23 protein-coding genes are annotated in these 24213 nt (G+C 62.2%); 11 read left to right on the forward strand and 12 right to left on the reverse strand.

The window, feature by feature from the left end; translation table 11 throughout:
* Positions 1-310: 310 nt before the first annotated feature.
* The 5 genes from ACMUVN_RS18195 to ACMUVN_RS18215 all read left to right on the forward strand — a co-directional run bounded on the left by ACMUVN_RS18195 (position 311) and on the right by ACMUVN_RS18215 (position 6558).
* A complete protein-coding gene (locus ACMUVN_RS18195) occupies positions 311-1222 on the forward strand; it encodes a protein-L-isoaspartate O-methyltransferase family protein (protein WP_063474017.1) in 912 nt (303 codons plus the stop codon).
* 1044 nt (positions 1223-2266) lie between these two features.
* Positions 2267-2536, forward strand: coding sequence for a hypothetical protein (locus ACMUVN_RS18200; protein WP_125853677.1), 270 nt, complete (start codon positions 2267-2269; stop codon positions 2534-2536).
* 41 nt (positions 2537-2577) lie between these two features.
* Positions 2578-2874 carry a hypothetical protein gene (locus ACMUVN_RS18205; protein WP_125853679.1) on the forward strand — a complete coding sequence of 99 codons (297 nt, stop codon included), beginning with the start codon at positions 2578-2580 and terminating at the stop codon, positions 2872-2874.
* A 1259-nt stretch (positions 2875-4133) separates the two neighbouring features.
* Positions 4134-5201, forward strand: a complete 1068-nt coding sequence (locus ACMUVN_RS18210) for a YihY/virulence factor BrkB family protein (protein ID WP_414815356.1) — start codon at positions 4134-4136, stop codon at positions 5199-5201.
* A gap of 73 nt (positions 5202-5274) precedes the next feature.
* Entirely contained in the window at positions 5275-6558 is a 1284-nt protein-coding gene (locus ACMUVN_RS18215; RefSeq protein WP_063474019.1) for a cystathionine gamma-synthase family protein, read from the forward strand.
* A 49-nt stretch (positions 6559-6607) separates the two neighbouring features.
* On the opposite strand, the gene ACMUVN_RS18220 is transcribed toward ACMUVN_RS18215, so the two are convergent.
* Together ACMUVN_RS18220 and ACMUVN_RS18225 are read right to left on the reverse strand one after the other, a co-directional pair.
* Entirely contained in the window at positions 6608-7021 is a 414-nt protein-coding gene (locus ACMUVN_RS18220; RefSeq protein ID WP_414815357.1) for a cupin domain-containing protein, read from the reverse strand.
* 43 nt (positions 7022-7064) lie between these two features.
* Complete coding sequence (locus ACMUVN_RS18225; protein WP_063474021.1) at positions 7065-7829, reverse strand: SDR family oxidoreductase; 765 nt, start codon at positions 7827-7829, stop codon at positions 7065-7067.
* A 397-nt stretch (positions 7830-8226) separates the two neighbouring features.
* On the opposite strand from ACMUVN_RS18225, the gene ACMUVN_RS18230 reads away from it, so the two are divergent.
* A complete protein-coding gene (locus ACMUVN_RS18230; RefSeq protein WP_047616642.1) occupies positions 8227-8685 on the forward strand; it encodes a carboxymuconolactone decarboxylase family protein in 459 nt (152 codons plus the stop codon).
* A gap of 99 nt (positions 8686-8784) precedes the next feature.
* Here the strand turns inward: ACMUVN_RS18230 and ACMUVN_RS18235 are convergent, their stop codons facing one another.
* From ACMUVN_RS18235 to ACMUVN_RS18250, 4 genes are read right to left on the reverse strand one after another with little or no spacing between them, the layout of a single operon-like run.
* A complete protein-coding gene (locus ACMUVN_RS18235; RefSeq protein WP_245294545.1) occupies positions 8785-9708 on the reverse strand; it encodes a sensor histidine kinase in 924 nt (307 codons plus the stop codon).
* The gene (locus tag ACMUVN_RS18240) at positions 9686-10891 is read right to left on the reverse strand and encodes a thiolase family protein (protein WP_063474023.1); all 1206 of its coding nucleotides are present in this window, start codon (positions 10889-10891) and stop codon (positions 9686-9688) included. Before ACMUVN_RS18240 ends, ACMUVN_RS18235 begins: the two co-directional genes overlap by 23 nt.
* Complete coding sequence (locus ACMUVN_RS18245; RefSeq protein WP_063474024.1) at positions 10869-12392, reverse strand: class I adenylate-forming enzyme family protein; 1524 nt, start codon at positions 12390-12392, stop codon at positions 10869-10871. The genes ACMUVN_RS18240 and ACMUVN_RS18245 overlap by 23 nt, the downstream gene beginning before the upstream one ends.
* 30 nt (positions 12393-12422) lie before the next feature.
* Positions 12423-12839 (reverse strand): acyl-CoA thioesterase, encoded by a 417-nt coding sequence (locus ACMUVN_RS18250; RefSeq protein WP_047616650.1) that lies wholly within the window; start codon positions 12837-12839, stop codon positions 12423-12425.
* A gap of 53 nt (positions 12840-12892) precedes the next feature.
* On the opposite strand from ACMUVN_RS18250, the gene ACMUVN_RS18255 reads away from it, so the two are divergent.
* A complete protein-coding gene (locus ACMUVN_RS18255; RefSeq protein WP_063474025.1) occupies positions 12893-13861 on the forward strand; it encodes a zinc-dependent alcohol dehydrogenase family protein in 969 nt (322 codons plus the stop codon).
* Positions 13862-13874: 13 nt separating this feature from the next.
* Here ACMUVN_RS18255 and ACMUVN_RS18260 read toward each other — a convergent pair whose 3' ends face one another.
* Positions 13875-14246, reverse strand: a complete 372-nt coding sequence (locus tag ACMUVN_RS18260; protein ID WP_063474026.1) for a winged helix-turn-helix transcriptional regulator — start codon at positions 14244-14246, stop codon at positions 13875-13877.
* Positions 14247-14383: 137 nt separating this feature from the next.
* Here ACMUVN_RS18260 and ACMUVN_RS18265 point away from each other — a divergent pair, with 137 nt between their 5' ends.
* Entirely contained in the window at positions 14384-14851 is a 468-nt protein-coding gene (locus ACMUVN_RS18265) for a nuclear transport factor 2 family protein (RefSeq protein ID WP_063474027.1), read from the forward strand.
* Positions 14852-15009: 158 nt separating this feature from the next.
* On the opposite strand, the gene ACMUVN_RS18270 is transcribed toward ACMUVN_RS18265, so the two are convergent.
* From ACMUVN_RS18270 to ACMUVN_RS18285, 4 genes are all read right to left on the reverse strand, one after another.
* Positions 15010-15477, reverse strand: a complete 468-nt coding sequence (locus tag ACMUVN_RS18270) for a response regulator (protein WP_047616656.1) — start codon at positions 15475-15477, stop codon at positions 15010-15012.
* A gap of 70 nt (positions 15478-15547) precedes the next feature.
* On the reverse strand, positions 15548-17488 hold the full coding sequence (locus tag ACMUVN_RS18275; RefSeq protein ID WP_414815358.1) for an ATP-binding protein: 1941 nt from the start codon (positions 17486-17488) through the stop codon (positions 15548-15550).
* Positions 17485-18147 (reverse strand): response regulator, encoded by a 663-nt coding sequence (locus ACMUVN_RS18280; RefSeq protein WP_063474029.1) that lies wholly within the window; start codon positions 18145-18147, stop codon positions 17485-17487. The genes ACMUVN_RS18275 and ACMUVN_RS18280 overlap by 4 nt, the downstream gene beginning before the upstream one ends.
* Positions 18144-19319 (reverse strand): sensor histidine kinase, encoded by a 1176-nt coding sequence (locus ACMUVN_RS18285; RefSeq protein ID WP_245294546.1) that lies wholly within the window; start codon positions 19317-19319, stop codon positions 18144-18146. The genes ACMUVN_RS18280 and ACMUVN_RS18285 overlap by 4 nt, the downstream gene beginning before the upstream one ends.
* A gap of 144 nt (positions 19320-19463) precedes the next feature.
* Here ACMUVN_RS18285 and ACMUVN_RS18290 point away from each other — a divergent pair, with 144 nt between their 5' ends.
* Positions 19464-19922 (forward strand): SgcJ/EcaC family oxidoreductase, encoded by a 459-nt coding sequence (locus ACMUVN_RS18290; protein ID WP_063474031.1) that lies wholly within the window; start codon positions 19464-19466, stop codon positions 19920-19922.
* A gap of 242 nt (positions 19923-20164) precedes the next feature.
* Entirely contained in the window at positions 20165-20722 is a 558-nt protein-coding gene (locus ACMUVN_RS18295) for a DUF3299 domain-containing protein (protein ID WP_063474032.1), read from the forward strand.
* A gap of 227 nt (positions 20723-20949) precedes the next feature.
* On the opposite strand, the gene katG is transcribed toward ACMUVN_RS18295, so the two are convergent.
* A complete protein-coding gene (gene katG, locus ACMUVN_RS18300; RefSeq protein ID WP_414815359.1) occupies positions 20950-23139 on the reverse strand; it encodes a catalase/peroxidase HPI in 2190 nt (729 codons plus the stop codon).
* Positions 23140-23283: 144 nt separating this feature from the next.
* On the opposite strand from katG, the gene ACMUVN_RS18305 reads away from it, so the two are divergent.
* Positions 23284-24198: a hydrogen peroxide-inducible genes activator gene (locus ACMUVN_RS18305; RefSeq protein ID WP_063474034.1), complete on the forward strand. Its 915-nt coding sequence runs from the start codon at positions 23284-23286 to the stop codon at positions 24196-24198.
* Positions 24199-24213: the final 15 nt, after the last annotated feature.

Genomic DNA, 24213 nt, shown 5'->3' on the forward strand with positions numbered 1-24213 from the left:
GCGGAGGTCCCAAAGGGCATCGGCCGTCATTGTCTCCCCTGCCCCGGATTGACCTATAAAAGAAAGCGCAGAGCGACTATCAACCGCATTTATCTCCACGGCCAGTTCGGCGACGGCGCATAGATATCCCGCATCTCTGCAGTTCACTGAAAATATGATTAATTGATCGGTATAATGAACTTAATTAGCCAATTAGTTCCGCTACTGCGGAATGGGATGGAAGTGCCTCCCTCACGCTATAGCTAGGGGTCCAATACCGCTAGTGATGGATCTGGCGCCGCAAAGACGTAAAACAGAACAGATCGGAGCCATGTCCGGAGATTTGCCCATGCCCAGTGCAATGTTCACGGCCGACGACCTTGCGGTGATCCGCCGCGCTTATGCCCATCAGGTGGCGGCGACCGCCGGGATGACGAACCCGCGGATCGAAGCTGCCTTTGCCGCTGTGCCACGCGAGAAATTTCTCGGTGCTCCGCCATGGCAGATCGCCAATCTGGGTGGCGGATATCGCCCCCTCCCCTCCTCCGATTTGGTTCTGGCCTATCAGGATGTGTTATTCGCCCTGCAGCCCGACAAGGGCGTCAACAACGGCAGTCCCTCACTGCATGCCCGGCTCCTGGGCGAACTCGACGTCAAGGTCGGTGATCGTATCGTCCATATCGGTGCCGGCACCGGTTATTATAGCGCCATCCTCGCGGAGCTGGTCGGTGCTGCCGGTCATGTCTATGCCGTCGAGATGGACGCCGATCTGGCCGGCCACGCTCAAACGGCGCTTGCCGACCGAGCCAATGTCAGCGTCATCATCGCCGACGGCACTCAATGGCCGCAGCAAGAGGTGGATGCGATCTATGTGAATTTCGCCGTCACGCGTCCCGCGGCATCATGGATCGAAGGGCTGCGGCCCGGAGGGCGCCTAGTGCTGCCGCTTGGCGTGCCGCGCCAGGGCCGACCGTCGAATGGCGGCCGTCACGCATCCCACGGCGCCGCGCTTCGCATCGAGCGCGGCGAGAATGGATTTGCGGCGCGGTGGATCAGCACGGCTTATTTCGTCTGCGCCGAGGGCGGTTTGACGATCGACGAGAACGAAATCGAAGCGCTGACGGCCGCCTTCAAGCGCGGCGGTATCGAGTTCGTCAAAAGCCTGCTGTGGAAGGCGGATCCGCGTCTTGGACGCTGCTGGTATATCGGCGACCAATGGGCGCTTTGTTATGACGACGTTTGAAACATCCGTTCCGCCCGAGTCGACCGCTCCATCTTCGTGAGGAATGGGAGCGATGCAGCACATCGCCGTGCCGGGAGATAAACGCCCTCGATGCCGCCCTGCCCTTCGGCGGCGCAATCAGCCGGTCACACTTCTGGCCGGCAATGGTATCGCCACACCCAAACACTCTGCCCAGGACGGCATGGGTGATGACAAAGCTTGGAGTGCCGACGTCTGACTCACCCTCCCTAAGCTGAGTGCAGGCGCGTCACGGTCTCCCCTGCCCTGGCGCCGGAATGCTTGCCGGTGAGATTTTACTGCCGGTGCCTTTGAGATTGGCCAAGTGCGCCGAGGTGTCCGAGCCACGGCCGTGTCCGCGGAGGACGAAGCGGGATTGCTCTGGTCCGTATGGATCTGGATACGGCGCGTCCACGGACGAGCTGCTGGCCGATCCGAGCGCGCGCGGTCTCGCCGAGGCATTCGAGGCTCCTCTGGGAAGGCGGCGTTCAGATGCCAGTGAAGATCAGCAGGCGACGGGTACTAAGTCGCTTCCGCCGGCTTCACCGGTTCACGGCCTATCGCTTGAGGAGCGTCCACAAGAATGGAGAAATTGGGAAGCGTTGCTGACTGGCCGGCGACGGAAGGCGGCCAAAACGACAAAAGCCCGGCGCGGGAGAGATGCGCCGGGCTTCGATTGTGACCGACAGCCGGGGAGGAGAGATGCTGTCCGTCGGACCGAAGCTGCTCGGAGGGGTTAAGCGCTTCAGTCCGTCACGAGGTAGTGCCGCAATGCGGCAAATTCAAGCCTGGCGGTTGCGCCGCTCTTTATGTGGATCACGCTGCGGACGAAGGCGGTCGGGCAGGTGCAGCTTTTCTCGCAGGTGATGGGGCTGGCATGGTGTTGTCCGCGGACAACCAGCCGAGGTGCGATGCCGGAGGAAGGGCTGCGCTTCGCTGCGAGACGACGGAGGTCGGCTCGGTCCGGGGTGAAGCGATCGGTGAGAGCATCAGTGATCGCATTGCTGCGCCTCAAGCGCCGGGGTGCGCGAAGGTGAGGGCGGCTCGGTGGTCGACGATGACGATCCTCTCTTGGTCTGTCTTGGTTGGGCCTTTCGCTCGGTCGAGCGCGTGACCTTACGCATCGCCGTCCAGCTGATGGGTGCATTGATCGAATATTCGACAAGCGGTCGCCAAACTGACCACCTTACACTGGTCATTTGCGGCAGGGACCGGCCCATCGGCTTCCACCGCATGCGGATGCTGCCGCTGTCATCAAGCCACTTTCGCTTCGGCCTTGTTAATTGGTCCAGTGGCTTCCCACCGCGCGGTGGATGAGTTCGTTTCCGCCTCGTCGCTGAGCCAGCCGACGATCATCCGTGGAAGCTTTCGGCGAGAAAAATCACTACGCCGGCAACTGCGCGGCTTTTCGAATGGGCCGCATTCCGTCCCTTGTGGAACGAGCGGGCAGATCTGCCGGCTGGTCCGATCTTTACCAAATTCTTTGCGCACATTCACGAAGCTGTTCGACAAGGCGCCGCTCTGCGATGGCTGGCGGCGCCGCCACGGCGGTCATGGTGCTGCGCGTCCAGGATGCCGGCTGGCAAGGTGACATCAGGGGTATCTCGTCGGTCGCGCCATCAATTGCTGTGGGGCCGTTCGCGCAAATGATCTGATTGGAATCACGTTGATCATCCCGTTGTCCGCGGACAACGGGGTCCATCAGGCAGTTGTCCGGGCGCAGGGATTGCCGTCCCGCCATTGAGGCTGCCGTCTCGGTGTGATGCGGTCCAGCGGCGCAGCTGTCATCTGCAGTCGGGTCCTTATGTGATTGAGTGGAAGGATTGCGGGGCAGGGGATCGGCAGTTCGCGGATGAGACCTTCGTTAGCGCACATGAAGCTGCGGTGACGTTCAGCGATTTGCCCGCGGTGGCGAGCCGAATGCATGTGTGAAACGGCAGCCCCCGGTTCATTCTCGTGGGATAGGCATATGTGGCGCTAAGGCCGCGCCGCCATGGCAGATGGAGCAGCGCCCGACAGTGGTGCGCGTATTGATGGGGAAGTCCCTTGCTCTCAGGCAGTCTGGGGAAGACCTGCGTCAATCCCGGCCACTATACCTCGAGATGATCCTGCGCCGTGCGAAGGGGGTGCCCACGGGCGCCTGATACTGAACTGCCGGAGCAGCGCCGCCGGCGACGGTCGGGGCGCCGATGGCTGAATGAGGCCAGGCTGCGAACTGCTCGCCATCCTGAGTGGGCAGCTGGCTTCGCCTTCTTGCTGCGCAGATGCTTGCGTGTTCGTCGATCGCTGGGCGTATTCTGTCAATTGCCGACAATCTGGTACGCGACAACGAGGCCTTCAAGATCGTGTCCGTGAGCAGGCAGCGTCTCGGTCTCGACGACGCTTGGTCGTGAGCTGTGCCGGGGGAAAGCAATCGGTCGTGGATGCTCTGACCCGATATTTGTCGGGTGAAAACGCAAGCGGCTATTGCAGGCCATCGTCGCCGGCGCTATTCTTTTGCCAGGCTTGTGATCAACGCTTCATCTGCGGATGCCGGTCGCCGAAAGGTGCCGGAATCGGGATGGTGGCGAGTGGATTTTGGATCCAAATTGCGCTCCGGATGTGAGCCGAGCGCCAATCTATGGCCTCGTGGCCGCCAAGAAACCCTAGTTGGCAGCCCTTTCGGACAGGCAGCCGGCAACGCGGTAACGAAACCAAAGTCCGATTTTGCTTCCGTAGTCTTATGTGATTGAAGCGATATCAATGACTTATGGCTTTCCGAATTGCTCCCACTTTCGTGTCCATTCCCCTGCAGCCTGACCCGCCTGGGAACAGACTGACGTCGCCCCCGCATCAAATGTCCGTAGGAAAGCAACGGCTTGCATCCTTTAGCGGCGGCCTGCGTTATGTCAGCACCAGACCGGAGAACATCCTCATGTCCGATGTGCTTCACCTCAAGAGGCTCTCCATTGCCGCGACAGTGATGGCCGCGGGGATCGGCGCGCTTGTCTTGATGCAGGCAAAAGAGCGCAGTTCGGTCGCCCCGTCTGCGAATACCGGCCACCGGGGTGACGATCATGGCCGCAGTGCCAGTGTGCCCGAGGCCATTCCTCTCAGCGGTCTGCGCGACGTGTTCTGGCGTGTCTTCCACGAAGTCCTCGCCGACCGAGTGACGTTGATTGCGGCGGGCGTGACCTTTTATCTGTTGCTGGCGCTGTTTCCAGCCATGGCGGCCTTGGTCTCTCTTTACGGGCTGGTTGCCGATCCGATCATCATATCCGAACACCTTCGCGAATTGGCCGCGCTTTTGCCGCCCGGCGCGTTCGATCTTCTTGCCGACCAGATCAAGGAACTGGTCAACCGGCGCGACGCCACGCTCGGCATGACCTTCTTCGTCGGTCTCGGCATCGCCCTGTGGAGCACGCATAGCGGCACGCTGGCGATCTTCGACGCGATGAACGTCGCCTATGAGGAGGAGGAGAAGCGGGGGCTTGTCCGGTTGAACCTGATAGGTCTCTGCTTCACCTTGTGCGCGATGCTTTTGATGGTGGTCATGGTGGCGCTCGTCGGGGTCATGCCGGTGGTCCTCTCCTATCTCTGGCTCGATCAATTCAAGGAGCATATGGCGCTTCTCATGCGATGGCCGCTGCTTCTGCTGGTCGTCGCGGTGGCGGTCACATCGGTCTACCGCTTCGGCCCCAGCCGCGAGCCTGCCACGCTCCGGTGGATGACGTGGGGCGCGGTTCTGACCACGGTCGCCTGGGCTGCCATGTCCCTCGGTTTCTCCTTCTATCTGGATCATTTTGCCAATTACAACGCGACATACGGCACGCTCGGCGCGCTGATCGGCTTCCTCATCTGGATCTGGCTTTCCGTCGTCATTCTTATCGTCGGAGGGGAGCTTAACGCCGAACTGGAGCATCAGACCGCAAAGGGCACGCCGCTGCCGATGGGAGCGCGTGGCGCCTATGTCGCGGACACTCTGGGCGAGACCATGAGCTGACCGCGATGATTGCTCCTCTCATATAGTTTTGATGTATTCTGCCGTTTCTGCAGTCCCGAAACAGGAGACGATGATGACCGCCCCGCATCCTTCCAAAACCCATATCGGCAATCATGCCTTGCATCCCGAAACACAGATGCTGAACTACGGCTACGATCCGGAACTCTCGGAAGGGGCGGTCAAGCCGCCGGTGTTCCTCACCTCCACCTTCGTGTTCAATACCGCGGAGGATGGCCGCGACTTCTTCGATTATGTGTCGGGCCGCCGCGAGCCGCCCGAGGGGAAAGGGGCCGGCCTCGTCTACTCGCGTTTCAACCATCCAAACAGCGAGATCGTCGAGGACAGGCTTGCCGTCTACGAACGGACGGAAAGCGGCGTGCTGTTTTCATCCGGCATGGCGGCGATCGCCACCACTCTGCTTGCCTTCGTCCGGCCTGGCGATGCGATCTTGCATTCGCAACCGCTCTATGGGGGAACGGAAACATTGCTGGCGAAGACCTTCCTCAACCTCGGCACCGCCGCCGTTGGATTTGCCGACGGCGTCAGCGAAGGATCGGTGCAGAAGGCGGCGGAAGAGGCGATGGGCAAAGGCCGCGTCTCCGTCATCCTGATTGAGACGCCTGCCAATCCGACCAACAGCCTGGTCGATGTCGCGATGATCCGGCGGGTGGCCGACATGATCGGTGCAAGACAGGGCCATATGCCGATCATCGTCTGCGACAATACCCTGCTCGGACCGGTCTTCCAGCGGCCGATCGAGCACGGCGCCGATATCTCGCTCTATTCGCTGACCAAATATGTCGGCGGTCATTCCGATCTGATCGCCGGCGCCGTTCTTGGTCGCAAGGCAGTGATCAAGCAGATCAAGGCCCTGCGCGGCGCGATCGGCACGCAGCTCGATCCACATTCCTGCTGGATGCTCGGCCGTTCGCTGGAGACGCTGCAGCTGCGCATGGAGCGGGCAAACAGCAACGCGCGGGCCGTTGCCGATTTTCTGCGTGATCATCCGAAGGTTGAGAGGGTCCACTACCTGCCCTACCACGATCCGGAATCGCCGGCCGGCCGGACCTTCAGGGCGCAATGCACCGGCGCCGGCTCCACCTTCTCTTTCGATATTCGCGGCGGTCAGCCCGCTTCGTTCAAATTCCTGAACGCGCTACAGATCTTCAAGCTCGCGGTCAGCCTCGGCGGCACGGAATCGCTTGCGAGCCATCCGGCCGCCATGACGCATTCCGGTGTGCCTGCCGATGTCCGCCAGCGCATCGGTGTGTTGGAATCGACGATCCGCCTGTCGATCGGCATCGAACATCCGGATGATCTGATTGCCGACCTGGAACTGGCGCTGCAGGCGGCCTGAGACACGGCGAGGAAGTGATGCCCGGCGCCGCCGGGCATCACGCATGGCGTCACTTGTCGTCGATCGTCAGCTCCGTCTCGTCGGTGTTCAGCACGAAGACCGCAAGCAGGCGCGCCGGCTTTGTCTTGCTGGCGTTTTTGCTGACGCTGTGATGATCGCCGGGAAATTCGGGAAAGCTTTCGCCGGCCTTGTAGACTTTTTCCGGCCCGTCATTCACCTTGCTGGTGATCGCTCCTTCGAAAACGGTGGCATAGATGAAGGCCGAAGCCGGATGCGTATGGCCGGGCGAGGAGCCGCCTGGCCCATATTCGACAAGCACCGCCCGCACGCTCTTGCCGGGAACATTGGGGAGCTTCTGGTCGTAAACGACGCTTACCTTCGCGTCGCCGCCTGCCGCGTGAGCCTGAGTGCCTGTGGTAAGGACAACGGCGAGCGCCGCCGCCGAGATCATTTTGGTGAGCATGTCTGGTCTCCTACGTTGATGGGAATGGGTCGGACGCCCGGTATCAGGCGCTCTTTTTCTGGGCCGGCTGACGGCTGAGCCAGTCGTCGAAGCGGATCCGGCCGAGCCGCGCCTTGGGGCCGGTCACGAGCGAATTGTCCTCGAGCTCCACGCCGAAGTAGCGGGCGTGCGGATCGGCGATCACCTGGCGCGGATCGTTCGTCGCCTTGAACAGACGCGTTACGATGTCGGTAAGGCGGATTTTCTCCGGCCCGCCGATTTCGATCGTGCCGTTGACAGGCGGGGCGAGCGCCACCTCGGCCATGACGTCGGCGACGTCGTCAGAGGCGATCGGCTGCAGATAGGCCGGCGACAGATGCGCCGCCTGGCCGACGGTGTTCGACTGAGCGATGCCAGCCATGAATTCATGGAACTGTGTGGAGTGCACGATGGTGTAGGGTAGCCCGGAGCTCTTGATCAGCTCTTCCTGGGCCATCTTGGCGCGCATATAGCCGCTGCCCTGCAGCCGTTCCATGCCGACGATCGACAGAGCGATGTGATGCTTCACGCCGGCAGCAGCCCCCGCCTTGAGCAGGTTGCGGCCCGAGGTCTGGAAGAATTCCAGAACGGCCTTGTCCTCGAAGGAGGGTGAATTTGCGAGATCGAGCACCACCTGTGCGCCTGCGAGCGCTTCCGTCAGGCCTTTGCCGGTGATCGTGTCGACGCCCGAATTCGGCGAAGCCGCCAACACCTCGTGCCCTTTGTTGCGCAATCTTTCCACGGTCTTCGAGCCGATCAGGCCGGTGCCGCCGATAACGACGATTTTCATGGGTAGTCTCCTTGTCCTTGGTGAGGATAATCCTCTGGTGACTTGAAGGTGAGCAGGCAGCTGCTCGGCGTGCCCACCGCGTCCTCGATGAGCGAAGCGACTTCGTCGGCGCCGTCGCACGCAAGATCTCCGGTGCGGCCGGTAAACCGATGGATTGGAGAATGCGCCTGATCGCAGTCCCAAACCATTCTCCCTCGGTCGCTGTCACCCTATGCGAACGCAGTAGGGCAGCTGGCTCTGCGGTCCATGCATCCGGCCGAAATGGAGGAACGTGTCACGTCGACAGGCATCGGCCGAACTTACCGTCGGGGCAGCTAGCCGACCTGGAGGGCAAGGCGTATTCACTGGCCTGCAAACCTTGGCTTGCACCATCAATCCTCTCACGATGGAGACAAGAATGATCAAGCGTCTGAACTTCATGGCTTATAGAAATAGCGGCATCGATGGTCTCGTGGCGGTTGAAGCCTGGATTGCCAAGAGCTTCGATCCGAAGTTGCTCGAGCTCGTCAAAGTGCGCGTGTCCCAAATGAACGGATGCGCTCACTGCCTGCATATGCACCGCCAAGACGCGCTGAAGCTCGGCGAAACGGACGACCGGCTGCTGCTTCTGAACGCCTGGCGGGAGTCGCAGCTCTTCACCACTCGGGAGCGGGCCGCGCTCGTCTGGGCCGAGGCTCTCACCGAGATCACCAAAAGCCATGCGCCGGATGATATTTATGAAGAGGCGCACGCCAACTTCTCGGATGACGAGTTTCTGGCGCTTTCGATCGGCGTCGCGATGATCAATGCCTGGAATAGGCTGGCGATCGGCTTCCGGCTTCAGCATCCGGCGGATCACAAACGCGCCGCCGCCTGATAGCAGCTGAACGACGAATGAGCCGGGCGAAAGACTTCGTCCGGCTATTTGACTGGTTTCTTTCCAGCTCGCCGGGATCTGCCGGAATAAAGTGATGGATCAGCGTTCGACGGGCAATCGCAGCGTCACGACCGTGCCTCGGCCTGGCTCGCTTTCCAGATGGAGATTTCCCCGTGCTTCCTGGGCGAAGCGTTTGACCATCGGCAGGCCGAAGCCTCCAAGCCCCGATGCTTTCGTCGTGAAGAAAGGATCGGTCGCCCGGTGCAGCACATCTTCTGTCATCCCGAGACCGTTGTCCGAAATCCGCAATTCAATCCCGGCGCCTTCGCCTTCGCCGTCGATGGCGGCGGCTGCGATCGAAATCACACCGCCATCCGGCATGGCGTCGCGCGCGTTGAGCAGCAGGTTCATGATGGCGCTTTGCAACCCCACGCGGCTGCATCTGAGCATGGGAAGTGTCTCGCTCGCATATATCTCGAACGCGATATCACGGTCCCAGGTGGCTCTCGCCAGGGCTTCGATTTCCATCAGGCAAGCCCGGATGTCGATTGGCTCGGCCGCGGCATTGCCGTCACTCGCAAGGCGCATCGTCTGCTGAACGAGCGTTCCCGCCCGCTGAAGCGAGATCCTGGCACTGGCGAAGACCGGCACCAGGGTCGAGCCCATCTCGATGTCGGGACTGCGCGACATCATGTTCAGCGCGGAGGTGGCGACCTGGATCAGGTTACCCAAGTCGTGGACGATGCCGAGTATCGCATCCGCAGGATTTGCATTGAGGGAGATCGCTTCCGGTCGCGTGTGAGAAAAGTAAGCTTCACCGGCGAGGATATTCGTATCTGAATCCGACATGCTTTTGCTCCTCATCCGCTCCATCGACAGACATGTCGTTCCCGAGCAGATGGAGGCTATGATACGAGCCGGGCTGTAGTCGATTGGTTCAAGGGTGAGGGCAGGCAATACCGTCGTATGGTCTCGCGCCGGACGCTGTTGCCCCTTGGGTTCAGGAAAGCTCGACAGCCTCAAACATGGCAGTCAGTCCGATGCCGCCGCCAATACCGATCATCGCAAGCCCGGTCGCGCCTGTCATCAAGGTTCCCCCGGTGTCGCGGATCATCTGGCTGTATAGACGGGTCACGAGGACGGCGCCGGAGGCCCCGAATGGATGGCCCAAGGCAATGGCGCCGCCGCTCCTGTTGACCGCGTCGGCCGGGATTTCGAGCTGATCCAGCGACGCCAGAACCTGGGCCGCGAAGGCCTCGTTGAATTCGATGGCATCGATGCCCGCGAGCAAGAGCCCGGGCTGACGCTGCATGAGTTTCCTGGTCGAGGCGACCGGCCCGATGCCGAGCAGATTGGGATCCACACCGGCAGCGGCACTGTCGATGAAGGCCAGGCCCTCGTCGATGCCCATGCTTCTTGCCATTCCGCGGCTCATCACAAGCACCAGGCAGGCGCCGTCGTTCAGCGGACAGGCATTGCCTGCCGTCACCGAACCATCCGGCAGGAAGACTGGCCGGAGGTTTGCAAGCGCCTCAGGAGATGTCGCGGCGCGGGGGCACTCGTCCCGTTCTATCAGGCCGTGGCTGGTGGAAATTTCAACGATCTCGGGTCGAAAGATGCCCGCCTCGGCCGCCTGCACGGCGAGCCGGTGGCTGCGCAGGGCGAATTCATCCTGTCGCTGGCGCGATATGCCGAACTGACGTGCGACGTTTTCGGCGGCAATTCCCATTTCCGGGTCGCCGATCGTTTCAGGCGAAAACCGGGCGCGGCCGTAAAAGCGCGGCAGCGCCCCATTCGCCTTTGGTCTTTCGACGCGCCATGGCGCGGTGCTGACGCTCTCCACGCCGCCGGCCAGAAAACACGAGCCCGCTTTCGCCTGGATCAGCCGGGCTGCCATGATGATCGCTTCCAGGCCCGAGCCGCATTGCCGGTCGATCGTCATACCCGGAACCACCATGGGCAGGCCGGCGGTGAGGGCTGCCAGCCGCGCGATGTTTCCGCCGCCGCCTGCGGCATTGCCGACCAGCACGTCGTCTATGGTTTCGGGCGCAATTCCCGTTTCGGCAACAATGCGACGGATGATCGGCGCAAGCAGGTCTTCCGCCGCGACGGTCGCAAGCGATCCGAAAGCCCGGCCGATCGGGGTGCGGTAAGCGGCAACCACGACCGGCTGCCAATCATCGTCAGGCTGATAGGCGTAAGACAAGATCGCCTCCAGAAACCACTGATGTCTCCACTTGCCCCCTCGAGATCTTGCCGCTGCTCGTCATCGGCCAGGTTCCGATATGGTAGAATTGCTTGGGGATCTTGTACCTGGCGAGCTCTCGCGCGCAATGATCGGCCAGGATTTTCGCGTCCTTCATCTCTCCCGAGACGACAGCAATGATCCGCTGACCCAGATAGGCGTCCGGTAGCGCGAAGACAACGGCATCTTCGACCCCTGGGCAGGCTTTCAACGCGCTCTCGACTTCGGCAGGATAAACGTTGTTGCCGCCTGATATCATCATGCCGCCCGCCCGGCCGATCACCCGCAACATGCCGTTTGCATCGAGTTCGCCGAGATCTCCGACCGTCGCTCCGGCTTCCGTGACCCGGAACGCCTGACCGTCGTCGCCCCAGAGATAGCCATCGGCGATCAGGTCGCTTCTGACGAAAATGGTGCCCGGCACGTCGCTCCCGACGTCGTTTTCATTCGGATCACGAATGGAGATTTCGACGCCGGGATAGGCTTGTCCAACCCGGTCGATCGGAAAATCGACTGCGCCGCCAACGAGGGTCGAGACCGTCATGAAGCCGATCTCGGAGGCGCCGTAATATTCGCGAATGCGCGCCTTCGGAAAGAGGCGGCGCATGGAGTCGACGCCGTTCACATCGAGTTTTGCGCCGGCGGTCAGCACGTCGCGCAGCGATGTCAAAGCGGGCTCCGTCGACCAGGCCCGAGCGATGCCCGCTATATGCGTCGGCACGGCAACCATCCGTTCTATCTGCGCGGAAGAGAGAATACGCGCGACCGTGCCGGGTTCCCATTTCCTGACCGAATGGAAGGTCGCCCCGGCATCCAAGGCTTCGACCAGGGCGTAAAGCGCCAGCCCATGCGCGAGGGCTCCCGGGCACATGGTGGAGGGTGCGTCTTCCAGTTGGAAAACGACGCGCCCCCGGTCGAGGCTTCGGCGCCACTGCTCGCGTGAGCGATAATAGGCTTTCGGCTCGGCGGTGGTGCCCGAGGTAAAACCGATCAGGAAGATTCCGTCGGTATCGACAGGCAGGTCGTCTCCCGTCGCGGCGAGGTCGAAGGGCTCCGCACTGGCCGTGATCACCGGTATGCCGAACCTGCGGCCGATTTCGGCGCTTGGGCCTGCAGCATCGTCGACAACAAGCACGTCCGGCGCCAGGCGCTCGACAATGCGTTCGATCCTTTCCGGCGGCATCATCGGATCGATCACCGCGCAAGCAGTCGGGAAGGCGGTAGCAGCTGCAAAATATTCGGCAAAGCCGATATGGTTGCCGAGGCTGAGAGCGGCAAGCTTGTCCACACCGGGTAGATCGAGCATGCGGCGGTTCGAGCGGGGGAGCTTCTGGAGAAACCGATAGATTGCCTTGGCGCGGGAATAAAGCTCGCCGTAGCTCAGGGAATGCCCGTCAATCACCAGCGCCGGCTTGTCCGGTGTCTCCGTTACATGTCGAAGAAGCTGCGCATGGATCGGCATAAATACCCACTGGGCTTGATTGATCGGCGACTAACCCAGAGACAAAGCGGTTTTGGTCGCGTCCGGTATTGGTGTCGGGCGGCTGTCGGAAAGACTGACGCATACCCAGACGAGGCAAGCCGATGCGCAATGGGCGCCGTCGCGCTGGCGAAAGAGTTCGATTGCAAATGAGAGGCTCGATCGCCCGATTTTCTCGATGCTGACCTTCGCTTCGACGACGTCATCGACGTCGATCGGGTTGTGGAAGGTGATCTCCGCCTTCTTCACGTGATAGGCAACGCCGGAGGAGGTATGGCGGAAATGGCTGAGAATTTGCCGGTGCCGCAGGAACTCGACGACCGCATCCTCGCAATAATCGAGATAGACGGAGTTGTGGACATGGCCATAAATGTCGATGTCTCGCATCGAGACCCGGAAGGATGCTAAAGGCCTGTCGTCAACACTCATTCGATCACCCAAATTCGAAGGCGTGATCTAACCGGGAGTGTGTGGGGGATGCAATGCAATATCAGGCGGTCGTGCGAAAATTCGGGCCGGCTCAGGAGGTCGTTGAGCTCGAGCGGGTAGCACTGGCGCCGCTGCGGCGCGACCAGGTCCGGGTGCGCCTGCTGGCGCGGTCGATCAATCCCTCCGATATCATCACCATCTCAGGCGCTTATGCCGGGCGCACGACCTTGCCCTTCATTCCGGGCTTCGAGGCGTTCGGGGTGGTCGAACAGTGCGGCGAGGAGGTTCATGGGCTTTCACCGGGAACACGCGTGCTGCCGGTTCGCAGCGCCGGCGGATGGCAGGAGTTCAAGGATACCGATTCCGGCTGGTGCCTTCGCGTTCCGGATGAGCTCACCGACTTCGAGGCGGCGACCAGCTACGTCAACCCGATGACGGCCTGGCTGATGCTGCACAATAAGATCGGGCTGAGATCCGGCATGCGCATCGCCATCAATGCCGCCGCCTCTTCGATCGGATCGGTATTGATCGGGCTCGCCAATGCCGCGGGCGTGGAGCCGGTGGCAATCGTTCGCAGCGAAGCCTCGCTCTCGCGCCTGCGCGGCCGCCTCGAGACGGTCATCGTCGACAGGGCGGACAGCGACCTCGCTGCCGGTCTCACCGGTCGACACGGGCTCGACGCGGTGCTCGATTGCGTCGGCGGCGCGCGCGCCTCCCTCCTCGCCGATGCGCTGAGGCCGGGCGGGCATTTCGTGCATTACGGCCTGCTTTCGGGCCAGAGCATCCCAGCTTCCTTCTGGGCCTCCCATCCCGATATCGTCTTTTCCTATTGTCATCTGCGGGAATGGGTCCATTCCGAAGCGATGAGCGAGGTCCAGCGCGCCTATTCCGAGATCGCTGCGCAGATCGCCTCGAAGGTCATCGCGACCGAGGTGCGGGAGGTGTTTCCTCTGGAAAAGGTCGGCCAGGCGCTGCAATCCGCCCTTCCGTTCCGGACCGGCGGAAAGGTTCTGCTCGCCTGACAGGATTTCCCCGCTAAGGGGTTTCGTATCGCTGCCGCGCGCTCTTGATTGCCGTGCGGTTCTGCTCAGCCCATCCGATCAGGGCTTTCATGGGGATGAGAAAGGATTGCCCCAGCTCCGTCAGCTCATATTCCACGCGCGGCGGCACCTCCGGATAGACGGTGCGCCTGATGAAGCCGTCCTGCTCCAGATGCCTCAACGTCTTGGAGAGCATCTGTTTCGAGATGTCCCCGATCTCACGCAGCAGCTGGTTGAAACGCTTCTTCTCGTCTTCCAACGCCTCGAGGGTGAGCAGGCTCCATTGATCGCCGATACGATCGAGCACGCCTCTGATCGGGCATCCCGCCCCAGGCCGCTGTTTCGGCTCGTCCGTTTCCCTGGGCATGCTGCCTCCTCGGTCACTATCGGCTGACCTTGCCACCAAAACCTGCCTCCTTGCTCGACATGTCGAGGTTTCATAGACCAGTTCTCATAGTCTGCTTTCTAGACCAGATCGCCGATCCATACCAAGGAGCTTGATACATGACACTCGGGAAATTGCTTTTCGCACTCGTCATTCTGGCGGGCGTCGCCGCGCCGGCCGGCGCTTTTGCTGAATCGGCCTCGCGGGATTTGAAGGTCGAGGAAGCCAACCGGAAGCTGGTGGTGGAGTTCTACGACCGCTTCTTCAACAAGCACGATCTGGAAGCCGCCTCGGTCGTCGCCGACGACTACCGGCAGCACAATCCGCAGGTTCCCGACGGCAAGAAACCTTTGATTTCCTTCTTCTCCGGCTTCTTCAAGGACAATGCCCAATCGAAGGCGGAGATCGTCCGCAGCGCCGCCGATGGCGATCTCGTCTGGCTGCATGTGCATGCGACGAACGGCGCCGACGACCGCGGCCAGGCCATCGTCGATATTTTCCGCGTCAAGGACAGCAAGATCGTCGAGCACTGGGACGTGATCCAGGCGGTTCCGAGCGAGGCTGCCAACAAGAACACGATGTTCTGAATTCTAGGGGGCCGGCTTGCGGCCGGCCCCGTCATTGGCGCCACGCGCCTGGTTCAGCCGTTTCATTGCTGCCGATTTCCGCTGCGCTGCTGGGTCAACATTCGCCAATGGCCTGACGCCCATACGCCAAGATAACTGGCACCATCAATCGATTCCGATCAATCAATCCGCGGACGCTCCGATTTCGGCGTCGCCAGTCCGTGTTTGGCGAGTTCCAGTGTCAGGATACGTGTTTCGAGAAGGTTGAAGATGCGCAGCACCGCCTCGATCGCATCGAAGGGCTTCGTCAGAAAATCCTTCGCACCGAGCGAAAGCGCCCGTCTGCGCGTCGGCAGGGTCGCATCCGCAGTGAGCACCAGGATCGGCAGATAGCTGTTTTCGGGAATGAGCCTCGCAAAGGTCTCCAGCAGGGCGAAGCCGTCGAGATCGGGCATCATCAGATCGAGAAGAACGAGATCGACAGGATGTTCGCGGAAAAGCCGCAAGGCCTCGCGCGGTTCGGTGGTGCTGATCAGCGCGGTAAAGCCTTCGCGCTTGAGGATGCGCTCCAGCAGCGAGACATTGGCGGGCTCGTCGTCGACGATCAGGATCGTCGATCCTCGCACGATATCGGTGGAATCTGTCATGGACCCAATATTTCGTTGAAGCGATGCCGAACTGATATCAAGCGGCGCGGCCAAATCAAAGGCGATGCCATTAAGGTGGGCTTCGCATCGCAGCCTGCCTTGCCTCTACCGACGCCGGCACGCGCGGCAGATCGATATGGAACGTGGCGCCGCCTTCCCGGTTGCTGAAGCCGAGCGTTCCGCCCATGGCATCCGTCAGATGTTTCGACAGCGCCAGTCCGAGACCGGTTCCCTCCTGGCTGATCCGTTCGGCTCCCAGCCGATCGAACGGGGTGAACAGCCGGGAGACCCGTTCGGCCGGAATGCCGGGGCCGGTATCGCTGACCTCGATGCGGATATAGCCGCCATCCATCGCGCGGTGGCTGACGGTTACGCTTCCCTGGGGACGATTGTATTTCACCGCATTGGAGAGAAGGTTGAGGAACACCTGCAGCAGCCGCCGTCGGTCGGCGAGCACCGAAAGATCCGGCTCGGCCGGCTCGACGACCTCGATCGTGATCTGCTGCTTGCCGCAGAGCGGTCTTGCAAGCGACACGGCTTCGTCGATCACCTCGGCGACGGACTGTGCTTCGACCGCGAGATCCATGCGCCCGGCCTCGATCCTCGCCATGTCGAGAACCTCGTCGATCAGGCTGAGCAAATGTCGGCCGGCCCTCAAGATCTGCGCGACGCTCTCTTTGGACTCGGTATCGGTGACGTCCATTTCCAGAAGCTGCGCGAAACCGAGCACGGAGTTCAGCGGCGTGCGCAGCTCGTGGCTCATGCGCGACAGGAATTCGCTCTTGGCATTGCTCGCGCGGATCGCATCCTCGCGGGCGGCAAGCAGGGCCTCTTCGATTTGCTTGCGCTCGGTAATGTCACGCGTGATCTTGGAAAAGCCACGCAACCGGCCCGCCTCGTCATGGAGTGCGGTCACGACGACGTGCGACCAGAATTGTGACCCGTCCTTGCGCACGCGCCAGCCTTCCGCTTCGGTGCGCCCATGACGGGTCGCTTTGGCAAGCTCTTCTGCCGGAAAACTATCTCTGGTTTCGGTGGGATAGAAGCCGGAAAAATGCTGACCGACGATCTCCTCGGCGCCATAACCGGTGATCCGCTCGGCGCCGGCATTCCAGCTCACCACCCGCCCTGTCGTATCGAGCCCGAAGATGCCGTAGTCGCTGACGCCTTCGACCAGTTGCCGGAAGCGCTCCTCGCTCTCGGTCAGATCGGCCTCGCGTCTTTTCAGAAGGACGCTCGCATCTTCGAGCGCCTGTCCGAGGCTCCCCAGTTCATCGCGGAAGGGGTCCGCCACCGTCACGACCTCGCCTTGCGACAGCCGATGCGCCTCGGCTTTCAGCGCATGCACACGGCGCACGATGCTTGCCGAAAACAGGAAGACGGCGACGAGCGCGCCGGCAAAACCAAGAAAGCCGGCGGCGATCATCAGGCTTCGCGACAGAGTGCGAACCCGGTCCGCGGCCTCGGTTCTCGAGTGAAGCAGATCCGCCTCCCGCCGGCTCATCGCGTCGATCTCCTGTCTCAGCTCATCGAGGACCTGCTTGCCCTCGATGAGCTTGGCCGCAAGGTCCTCGCGTCCGCCGGCGCGCAGGGTATCGGCCTGTTTCAGGAGTTGGAGACGGTCGACTTTCGCGTCGACCAGGGCGCGGATGCGGTCGAGGCGCATCTTTTGCTCCCCATCCCGCAATCGGCCGCCGACCTCGTCGAGCACGACGGGCAGCCTATCCTCGGCGCGGTCGAAAGGATCGAGAAAATCACTTCTGCCGGTCAGCAGATAACCGCGCATCGCGGTGGCGGCTTCGGCGATCGAGGCGTGGATCTCCTGAATGCCCGATTGGATCTCCAGCGTCACCCGCACCTGATCCTCGGCAATCCGGCTTTGCCGGTCGGCCACGAAGACCGAGGCCAGCGCCGCCAGCAGCAGCGCCAGCGGCACCGTGATGATGACGATGCCCTTTGCTCTGAGCGGAAGGTCGGCGAAACGCAACGCCCGCCGGCGCGTAGCGGTCATGGCTGCTCTTCCCGGGATGTTGCGACGAGCCCGCCGCGCACGGCCATGACCGCGGCCTGCGTCCGGTCCCCGGCATCCAGCTTGCCGATGATGCGCTCGACGTGGATCTTCACGGTGCCGGGCGAGATCTTCAGCGCCCTGGCGATTTCCTTGTTGGTCAGGCCCTCGGCCACTTTCGCCAGGACTTCGCGCTCCCGGATCGTCAGCGTCTCCAAAGCGCTGCTGTTGGTCTGCGGCTTGGTGGCGGCGCGGCGCAGCAGCTTGGCGACGAGCGGACCGTCGAAGAAGGCGTCCCCCTGAAGGACACACCGGATCGTGCGGAGAATGTCTTCCCGGCTGGCATCCTTGAGCAGGTAACCTGTGGCGCCGGCTTCGATCGCCGCTTCCAGGTAGTCGAGGCTGTCATGCATCGTGATGATCATGACGCGTGTGCCGGGCGACACGCGCCGGATCTCCCTCGTCGCGGCAAGGCCGTCCATACGCGGCATGCGGATGTCGAGGAGTGCCAGATCCGGCTTGTGCTGAGCTGCTGCTTCCACCGCTTCGACGCCGTCGCGTACATCCCAGGCGACATGGAAATCATCCTGGCCGCCGATCATGGCGATAAGGCCGGCGCGGGCGATGTCGTGATCGTCGGCGACAAGGATCGATGCCGTCATGCTGATGGCGTCCCCTGCGCAAGGGGGGCAGCGGCGTGGACATGCGTGCCGCCCGAAGACCCGGCTCCGATCTCGATCCGGCCGCCGAGCAGCGCCAGCCGTTCACGCATGCCGACGATGCCGAGCCGCCCGCCCCGCATCTGGGGATGGCGCAACGCGCCGATGCCTTTGCCATCGTCGATCACTTCGAGATGCGCTTCGCCCTTATCGTCCTCGAAGAGACGCACGACCAAGCGGCTCGCCTCGGCGTGCTTGATCACATTGGTGATCGCTTCCTGCGCGACGCGGTAGAAGATGATCCCGGTCGATGTCGGCCAGCGGTCGGAGGCGGCATCGAGGTCGGCGATCACTTCGAGACCGTCGATCGCATCGAGACGCGTGCGCAGCGCCGCGGCGACACCGAGATCATCGAGTTCGGGCGGGCGAAGATCGGCGATAGCAGCCCTCAGATCGGCAACGGAATGGCGCGCCAATGCAGCGAGCTGGTCGATCTCCGGCTTCAGGGCATGCGCTTCGCCGATGCGGGCCGCAAGGTCCTGCAGGCGGTAGCTGAGGCCGGTGGCCAGCTGCGCCGAGCCGTCGTGAAGATCGAGCGCCACCCGCTGCCGCTCCTGTTCCTGCGCCTGGATCAGTTGGGCGACGAGGGCGGCGAGTTCACTTCGCTGCCGCTGGAGATCGCCGAGAAGCGCCTGATTTTCCGCTGCCTGCCGATTGAGATTGTAGGCGTCGGCGAGCTGCCCGGCCGCCACCTCCAATGTCTGCCGGTCATCGGCATCGATGGCGCGCGCCTTCGACGAGCCGACAATCGTCAAACAGAGATCGGAGCCGTCCTGCGAGGCAAACAGGATGGTGTCGCTTTCCGGGCTCGTCGACTTGCCCACCGTCAGCTGCACGGGCGCCTCTCCCTGCAATGAGGGGAACACGAGCCTGGCGAGCGATCCTCCCGCGAAGTCGGCAAGCCGGGACAGAACGTCCCGGGCAGCCGTTTCGAATGCCGCGGCATCGAGCAGGTTCTGCACTTCGATGATGAAACGCAGACGCGCCGCCCGCGCTTCCGCGGCCCGGTAAAGGGCTCGCAGTTCCGCAACGTTTGGCGAATGCGTCGGACTTGTATCGTGCTCCATGCCCAACAGGACTGCTCCGAAGATGAATGACGCCGGCACGATAGTCATTCCGGCGGGAATGTCATCTATGCCGTTCGGCAGATCGGATCGAAGCCATCCGGCAGATGAGGCGGCAGCACAGGATACTTAAATTGCTGGTCATGCGGTCGACCGATGCGATGTCCGCCGGAGCCGCCACATAGGAAAGTCAAAATGCGTACCATCATTGCTGCCGCTCTCGTTCTCGGTTTCGTTCAGGTCCAGTCGGCCGCGGCGGCTGCCGAAACCGCAGCCTGTGCGCCGACAAGCGAGGCGGAAATCGCCAAGCTCTTCGATCGCTGGAATACCTCGCTTGCGACGCTGAGCCCTCAGGAGGTCGCTAAGAACTACAGCGAAGATTCCGTGCTTCTCGCGACGCTGTCGAACAAACCTCGCCTGACCCAGGCCGAACGGATCGATTATTTCGAACACTTCCTGGCGAATGAGCCCAAGGGCCATGTCGACAGTCGCGACATCAAGATCGGTTGCAACTGGGCCGTCGACCTCGGCACCTACACCTTCACCATGAAGGACGGCTCGAAGGTTCCCGCCCGCTACACCTATACCTATGAGTTCAAGGACGGGAACTGGCTGATCACCTCGCACCACTCCTCGATGATGCCGGAGAAGTAAGGCCTCATGGCCTGCCGGTCATCTCCCCCACAGCTGTGAGATCGGCCCGACGCACCAGTTTCCCCAAAACAATTGGCATCGCAGTGCGACGAAACGGCGGAGGGTGGCCACGGCACGCCCTCTCCTTATTCCTTGCAAAGCCTGAGTAATCCGCGCCCGAAGCTTTGACGGCTAAGCGGGATCGGGAGTAGCATCCACGCGGCAGCGGCAAGGTGGTCAAAGCGGCCGGCGGTGGAGATGCAATGATGAAACACAGGCCTTTCCTCCTGACGTTCGCGGCGCTCGCATTTTGTTCCGCATGGCCGATTTCTGACGCCTTCGCTGCTGCGCAGCCTATCTTCTGGAGCGCTTTACGGCCGGCCGATCAGCCCAAGGCGACGGTGCCGCTGTCGGGTAAGCCGGTGAGCGGTCCGCAGGGCGAAACACTCGCCTGGCACGGCGAGGAACATCCGATCGAATTGACGGGCTTCGTTCTGCCGATCGACCAGGATGGCGATCTTGTCTACGAATTCATGCTGGTGCCTTGGGCCGGAGCCTGCAGCCACATGCCTTCCCCTCCGCCCAACCAACTGGTTCGGGTCGTTCCGCAAGCGCCTTTGCACCTTACAAGAATGTACGAGACCGTCACCGTGACGGGTGCCCTGCAGCCCGGCCTGGATGAGGCGCAATTCTTCATGATCGACGGTAACCGCGTCCTCACCTACGGTTACAGCATGAGCTATGCCCAGGTAGCGACGGCGACGGCCACGACCGATCCCGATCTGCTGTCACTCTCGCCTTTCGGCATTCTGCCTCGCTAAAACGCACATGTGGCGCCACCCCGCGTCTGCGCGGTGAATGACTCCAATCAAAGCAAGGACGTCTCGCGCGCCTAAGGACTTGGGCGCAGTGGATCTCCGTGACATCACTCGGGTCGAGCCCGAGCACAGAGATGAGGGAGAAGAAGGGCTGCAGTGGAAGCGCAAACCGACCCAAAAAAGAAATGCCTGGGCGCAGCCGAAACTGCGCCCGGGCAAAATGCTACCGATCAGACGAGGTCGAAGCGGTCGGCATTCATGACCTTGGTCCAAGCGGCGATGAAGTCCCCGACGAACTTCCCCTTGGCGTCGGCCTGGCCGTAGACTTCGGCGAAGGCGCGAAGCTGCGAGTGCGAGCCGAAGATCAGGTCGACGCGGGTGCCGGTCCACTTGGCAGCGCCGGTCTTGCGGTCGCGGCCTTCATAGACGCCTTCCTTGCCGGCGAGGGGAACCCACTGCGTGCCCATGTCGAGCAGGTTGACGAAGAAGTCGTTCGTCAGCGTCTCGGGACGCGAGGTGAAGACGCCGTGCTCGGGGCTGCCTGCCTTCAGGACGCGCAGACCGCCGACGAGGACGGTCATCTCAGGTCCGGTCAGCGTCAGGAGCTGGGCGCGGTCGACGAGTGCTTCTTCCGGCTTCATGAACTGATGGCGCTTGTCGTTCACGTAGTTGCGGAAGCCGTCGATACGCGGCTCGAGCGCTGCGAAGGAATGCGCGTCGGTCTGGGCTTCGGAGGCATCCATGCGGCCCGGCGTGAAGGGCACGCTGACGGCGTTGCCGCCGGCCGCTGCCGCCTTCTCGACACCTGCTGCACCGGCGAGAACGATCAGGTCGGCGAGCGAGATCTTCTTAGCCCCGGTCTGGGCGGCGTTGAAGTCCTTCTGGATGCCTTCGAGAACGCCGAGCACCTTGGCGAGCTGCGCCGGCTGGTTGGCGTCCCAGTCCTTCTGCGGGGCAAGGCGGATGCGCGCGCCATTGGCGCCGCCGCGCTTGTCGGAGCCGCGGAAGGTCGAGGCTGACGCCCAGGCGGTCGAGACCAGTTCCTGCACGGTGAGGCCGGTGGCGAGAACCTTTTCCTTGAGGTCGGCAATGTCCTTGTCGTCGACGAGCGGATGGTCGACGGCCGGGATCACATCCTGCCAGATCAGGTCTTCGGCCGGAACTTCCGGGCCGAGATAGCGTACCTTCGGTCCCATGTCGCGATGGGTCAGCTTGAACCAGGCGCGGGCGAAAGCGTCGGCAAACTGGTCTGGATTCTCGAGGAAGCGGCGCGAGATCTTCTCGTAGGCCGGATCGAAACGCAGTGCCAGATCGCTCGTCAGCATGGTCGGCAGGTGCCTCTTCGAGGCGTCGTAGGCATCCGGAATGGAGGCTTCGGCGTTCTTGGCCTGCCACTGCTTCGCGCCGGCCGGGCTCGTCGTCAGTTCCCATTCGAAGGCGAAGAGGTTTTCGAAGAAGTAGTTACTCCACTTGGTTGGCGTCTGCGACCAGGTGACCTCGAGGCCGGCGGTGATGGCATCCTTGCCGACACCGGTGCCGAACGAGCTCTTCCAGCCGAGGCCCTGATCCTCGATCGCGCCGCCTTCCGGCTCGGGGCCGATCAGGGACGGGTCGCCGGCGCCATGCGTCTTGCCGAAGGTGTGGCCGCCGGCGATCAGCGCCACGGTCTCTTCGTCGTTCATCGCCATGCGGGCAAAGGTTTCGCGGATGTCGCGGGCGGAAGACAGCGGATCGGAATTGCCGCCCGGGCCTTCGGGGTTGACATAGATGAGGCCCATCTGCACGGCGCCGAGCGGTTCGGCCAGCTCGCGCTCGCCACTGTAGCGTTCGTCGCCGAGCCAGGTGCCTTCAGGACCCCAGTAGAGTTCTTCCGGCTCCCAGACGTCGGCGCGGCCGCCGGCGAAACCGAAGGTCTTGAAGCCCATGGATTCGAGCGCGACGTTGCCGGTGAGGATCAGAAGGTCGGCCCAGGAGATGCGGTTGCCGTATTTCTGCTTGATCGGCCAGAGCAGGCGGCGGGCCTTGTCGAGGTTGGCATTATCAGGCCAGCTGTTGAGCGGCGCGAAACGCTGCTGGCCCTGGCCGGCGCCACCGCGGCCGTCGGTGATGCGGTAGGTGCCCGCGCTGTGCCAGGCCATGCGGATGAAAAGACCGCCGTAGTGACCGAAATCAGCCGGCCACCAGTCCTGCGAATCCGTCATCAGTGCTTGAAGATCCTTCTTCAGGCCGTCGAGATCGAGCTTCTTGAACTCTTCGGCATAATCGAAGGCCTGGCCCAACGGATCGGCGCGGCCGGAATTGTGATGAAGAATCTGAACATTCAGCTGGTTCGGCCACCAGTCACGATTCGTCCTGGCAGTCGGAGCCTTATGCGTATGTGCAACAGGACATTTGCCTGCGCTGTCAGTGGGGTTGTCCATAATCGTCTCCTTCATTGCTTGATTTGTCTGCCCGTCGAAAAAGATGAGCCGAGCCGGCGCCCGCTCTCTCCCCTGCAGTCTTCATATCGGAAGCGTTTAATAATTTTAAGTTGGATTTACTGATCGTTGCGATAAGCTGAGCTTATGAAGAATCTTACCCTGAAACAGCTGCGTTATTTTGAAGCCCTGGCAAGGGATGGCCGCTTCCGACGTGCTGCCGACGCCTGTGCCATCTCCCAGCCTGCGCTCTCAATGCAGATCAAAGAACTTGAGCAAGAGTTGGGCAACGAGCTCTTCGAGCGCAGTGCGCGCGAGGTGAAGCTCACTCCGTTCGGCCAGACCTTCGCGCTAAGGGTCCGCGATATCCTACGCGCTGTGGACGAACTGGGGGAGCTGGCGCGCGCCTCGCGCAATTCCTTCCTGACGCGCCTGCGCATCGGCATCATACCGACGATCGCACCTTATCTGCTGCCTGTCATCATCAACGACCTGAACAGGACCTTCGCCGGCATCCAGATCGAGGTGCGCGAGACGCAGACGGCGAAGCTGGTTCAGGAACTGGCACAGGGTCAGCTGGATATGGCGATCGTTGCGCTGCCGGTGTCGGAACCCTCCCTCACGGAACTCGAGCTCTTCAAGGAAGAGTTCGTGCTGGTCAGGCGACATGAGGACGAGGGCAAACCGGTGCCGGAACGCGAGGCGCTGCGCGAAATGCGGTTGCTGCTGCTCGAGGAAGGCCACTGTTTCCGCGATCAGGCCCTGTCTTTCTGCAAGATAGGGCCGGCTCGGCCCCGCGAAGTCATGGAAGGCAGTTCGCTCTCCACTCTGGTGCAGATGGTCAGCGCCGGCATCGGCATCACCTTGATTCCGGAGATGGCCGTTCCGGTGGAAACACGCTCGGCGCGTGTGTCGATTTCCCGATTCCCGTCTCCGCAGCCGTCGCGCACGATCGGCATGGTCTGGCGCAATTCGACACCGATGGCCAAACAGCTGCTGCAGGTTTCCGAGGCGGTCCGCCGGTCGGCCGAGACGATGCGCCAACAGTCTATCGTCCGGTGATGGGCCGGGCGGCTC

The sequence above is a fragment of the Rhizobium sp. IY2 genome (assembly GCF_047532935.1).
GTDB classification, from domain to species: Bacteria; Pseudomonadota; Alphaproteobacteria; order Rhizobiales; family Rhizobiaceae; genus Rhizobium; species Rhizobium anhuiense.

Excerpts from the sequence above, each read along its gene's own strand:
- ACMUVN_RS18195 (WP_063474017.1), top strand. The coding sequence starts at position 311 with ATGTCCGGAGATTTGCCCATGCCCAGTGCAATGTTCACGGCCGACGAC.
- ACMUVN_RS18210 (WP_414815356.1), top strand. The coding sequence starts at position 4,134 with ATGTCCGATGTGCTTCACCTCAAGAGGCTCTCCATTGCCGCGACAGTG.
- ACMUVN_RS18215 (WP_063474019.1), top strand. The coding sequence starts at position 5,275 with ATGACCGCCCCGCATCCTTCCAAAACCCATATCGGCAATCATGCCTTG.
- ACMUVN_RS18220 (WP_414815357.1), bottom strand. The coding sequence starts at position 7,021 with ATGCTCACCAAAATGATCTCGGCGGCGGCGCTCGCCGTTGTCCTTACC.
- ACMUVN_RS18225 (WP_063474021.1), bottom strand. The coding sequence starts at position 7,829 with ATGAAAATCGTCGTTATCGGCGGCACCGGCCTGATCGGCTCGAAGACC.
- ACMUVN_RS18230 (WP_047616642.1), top strand. The coding sequence starts at position 8,227 with ATGATCAAGCGTCTGAACTTCATGGCTTATAGAAATAGCGGCATCGAT.
- ACMUVN_RS18245 (WP_063474024.1), bottom strand. The coding sequence starts at position 12,392 with ATGCCGATCCATGCGCAGCTTCTTCGACATGTAACGGAGACACCGGAC.
- ACMUVN_RS18250 (WP_047616650.1), bottom strand. The coding sequence starts at position 12,839 with ATGAGTGTTGACGACAGGCCTTTAGCATCCTTCCGGGTCTCGATGCGA.
- ACMUVN_RS18255 (WP_063474025.1), top strand. The coding sequence starts at position 12,893 with ATGCAATATCAGGCGGTCGTGCGAAAATTCGGGCCGGCTCAGGAGGTC.
- ACMUVN_RS18260 (WP_063474026.1), bottom strand. The coding sequence starts at position 14,246 with ATGCCCAGGGAAACGGACGAGCCGAAACAGCGGCCTGGGGCGGGATGC.
- ACMUVN_RS18265 (WP_063474027.1), top strand. The coding sequence starts at position 14,384 with ATGACACTCGGGAAATTGCTTTTCGCACTCGTCATTCTGGCGGGCGTC.
- ACMUVN_RS18270 (WP_047616656.1), bottom strand. The coding sequence starts at position 15,477 with ATGACAGATTCCACCGATATCGTGCGAGGATCGACGATCCTGATCGTC.
- ACMUVN_RS18275 (WP_414815358.1), bottom strand. The coding sequence starts at position 17,488 with ATGACCGCTACGCGCCGGCGGGCGTTGCGTTTCGCCGACCTTCCGCTC.
- ACMUVN_RS18280 (WP_063474029.1), bottom strand. The coding sequence starts at position 18,147 with ATGACGGCATCGATCCTTGTCGCCGACGATCACGACATCGCCCGCGCC.
- ACMUVN_RS18285 (WP_245294546.1), bottom strand. The coding sequence starts at position 19,319 with ATGACTATCGTGCCGGCGTCATTCATCTTCGGAGCAGTCCTGTTGGGC.
- ACMUVN_RS18290 (WP_063474031.1), top strand. The coding sequence starts at position 19,464 with ATGCGTACCATCATTGCTGCCGCTCTCGTTCTCGGTTTCGTTCAGGTC.
- ACMUVN_RS18295 (WP_063474032.1), top strand. The coding sequence starts at position 20,165 with ATGATGAAACACAGGCCTTTCCTCCTGACGTTCGCGGCGCTCGCATTT.
- katG (WP_414815359.1), bottom strand. The coding sequence starts at position 23,139 with ATGGACAACCCCACTGACAGCGCAGGCAAATGTCCTGTTGCACATACG.
- ACMUVN_RS18305 (WP_063474034.1), top strand. The coding sequence starts at position 23,284 with ATGAAGAATCTTACCCTGAAACAGCTGCGTTATTTTGAAGCCCTGGCA.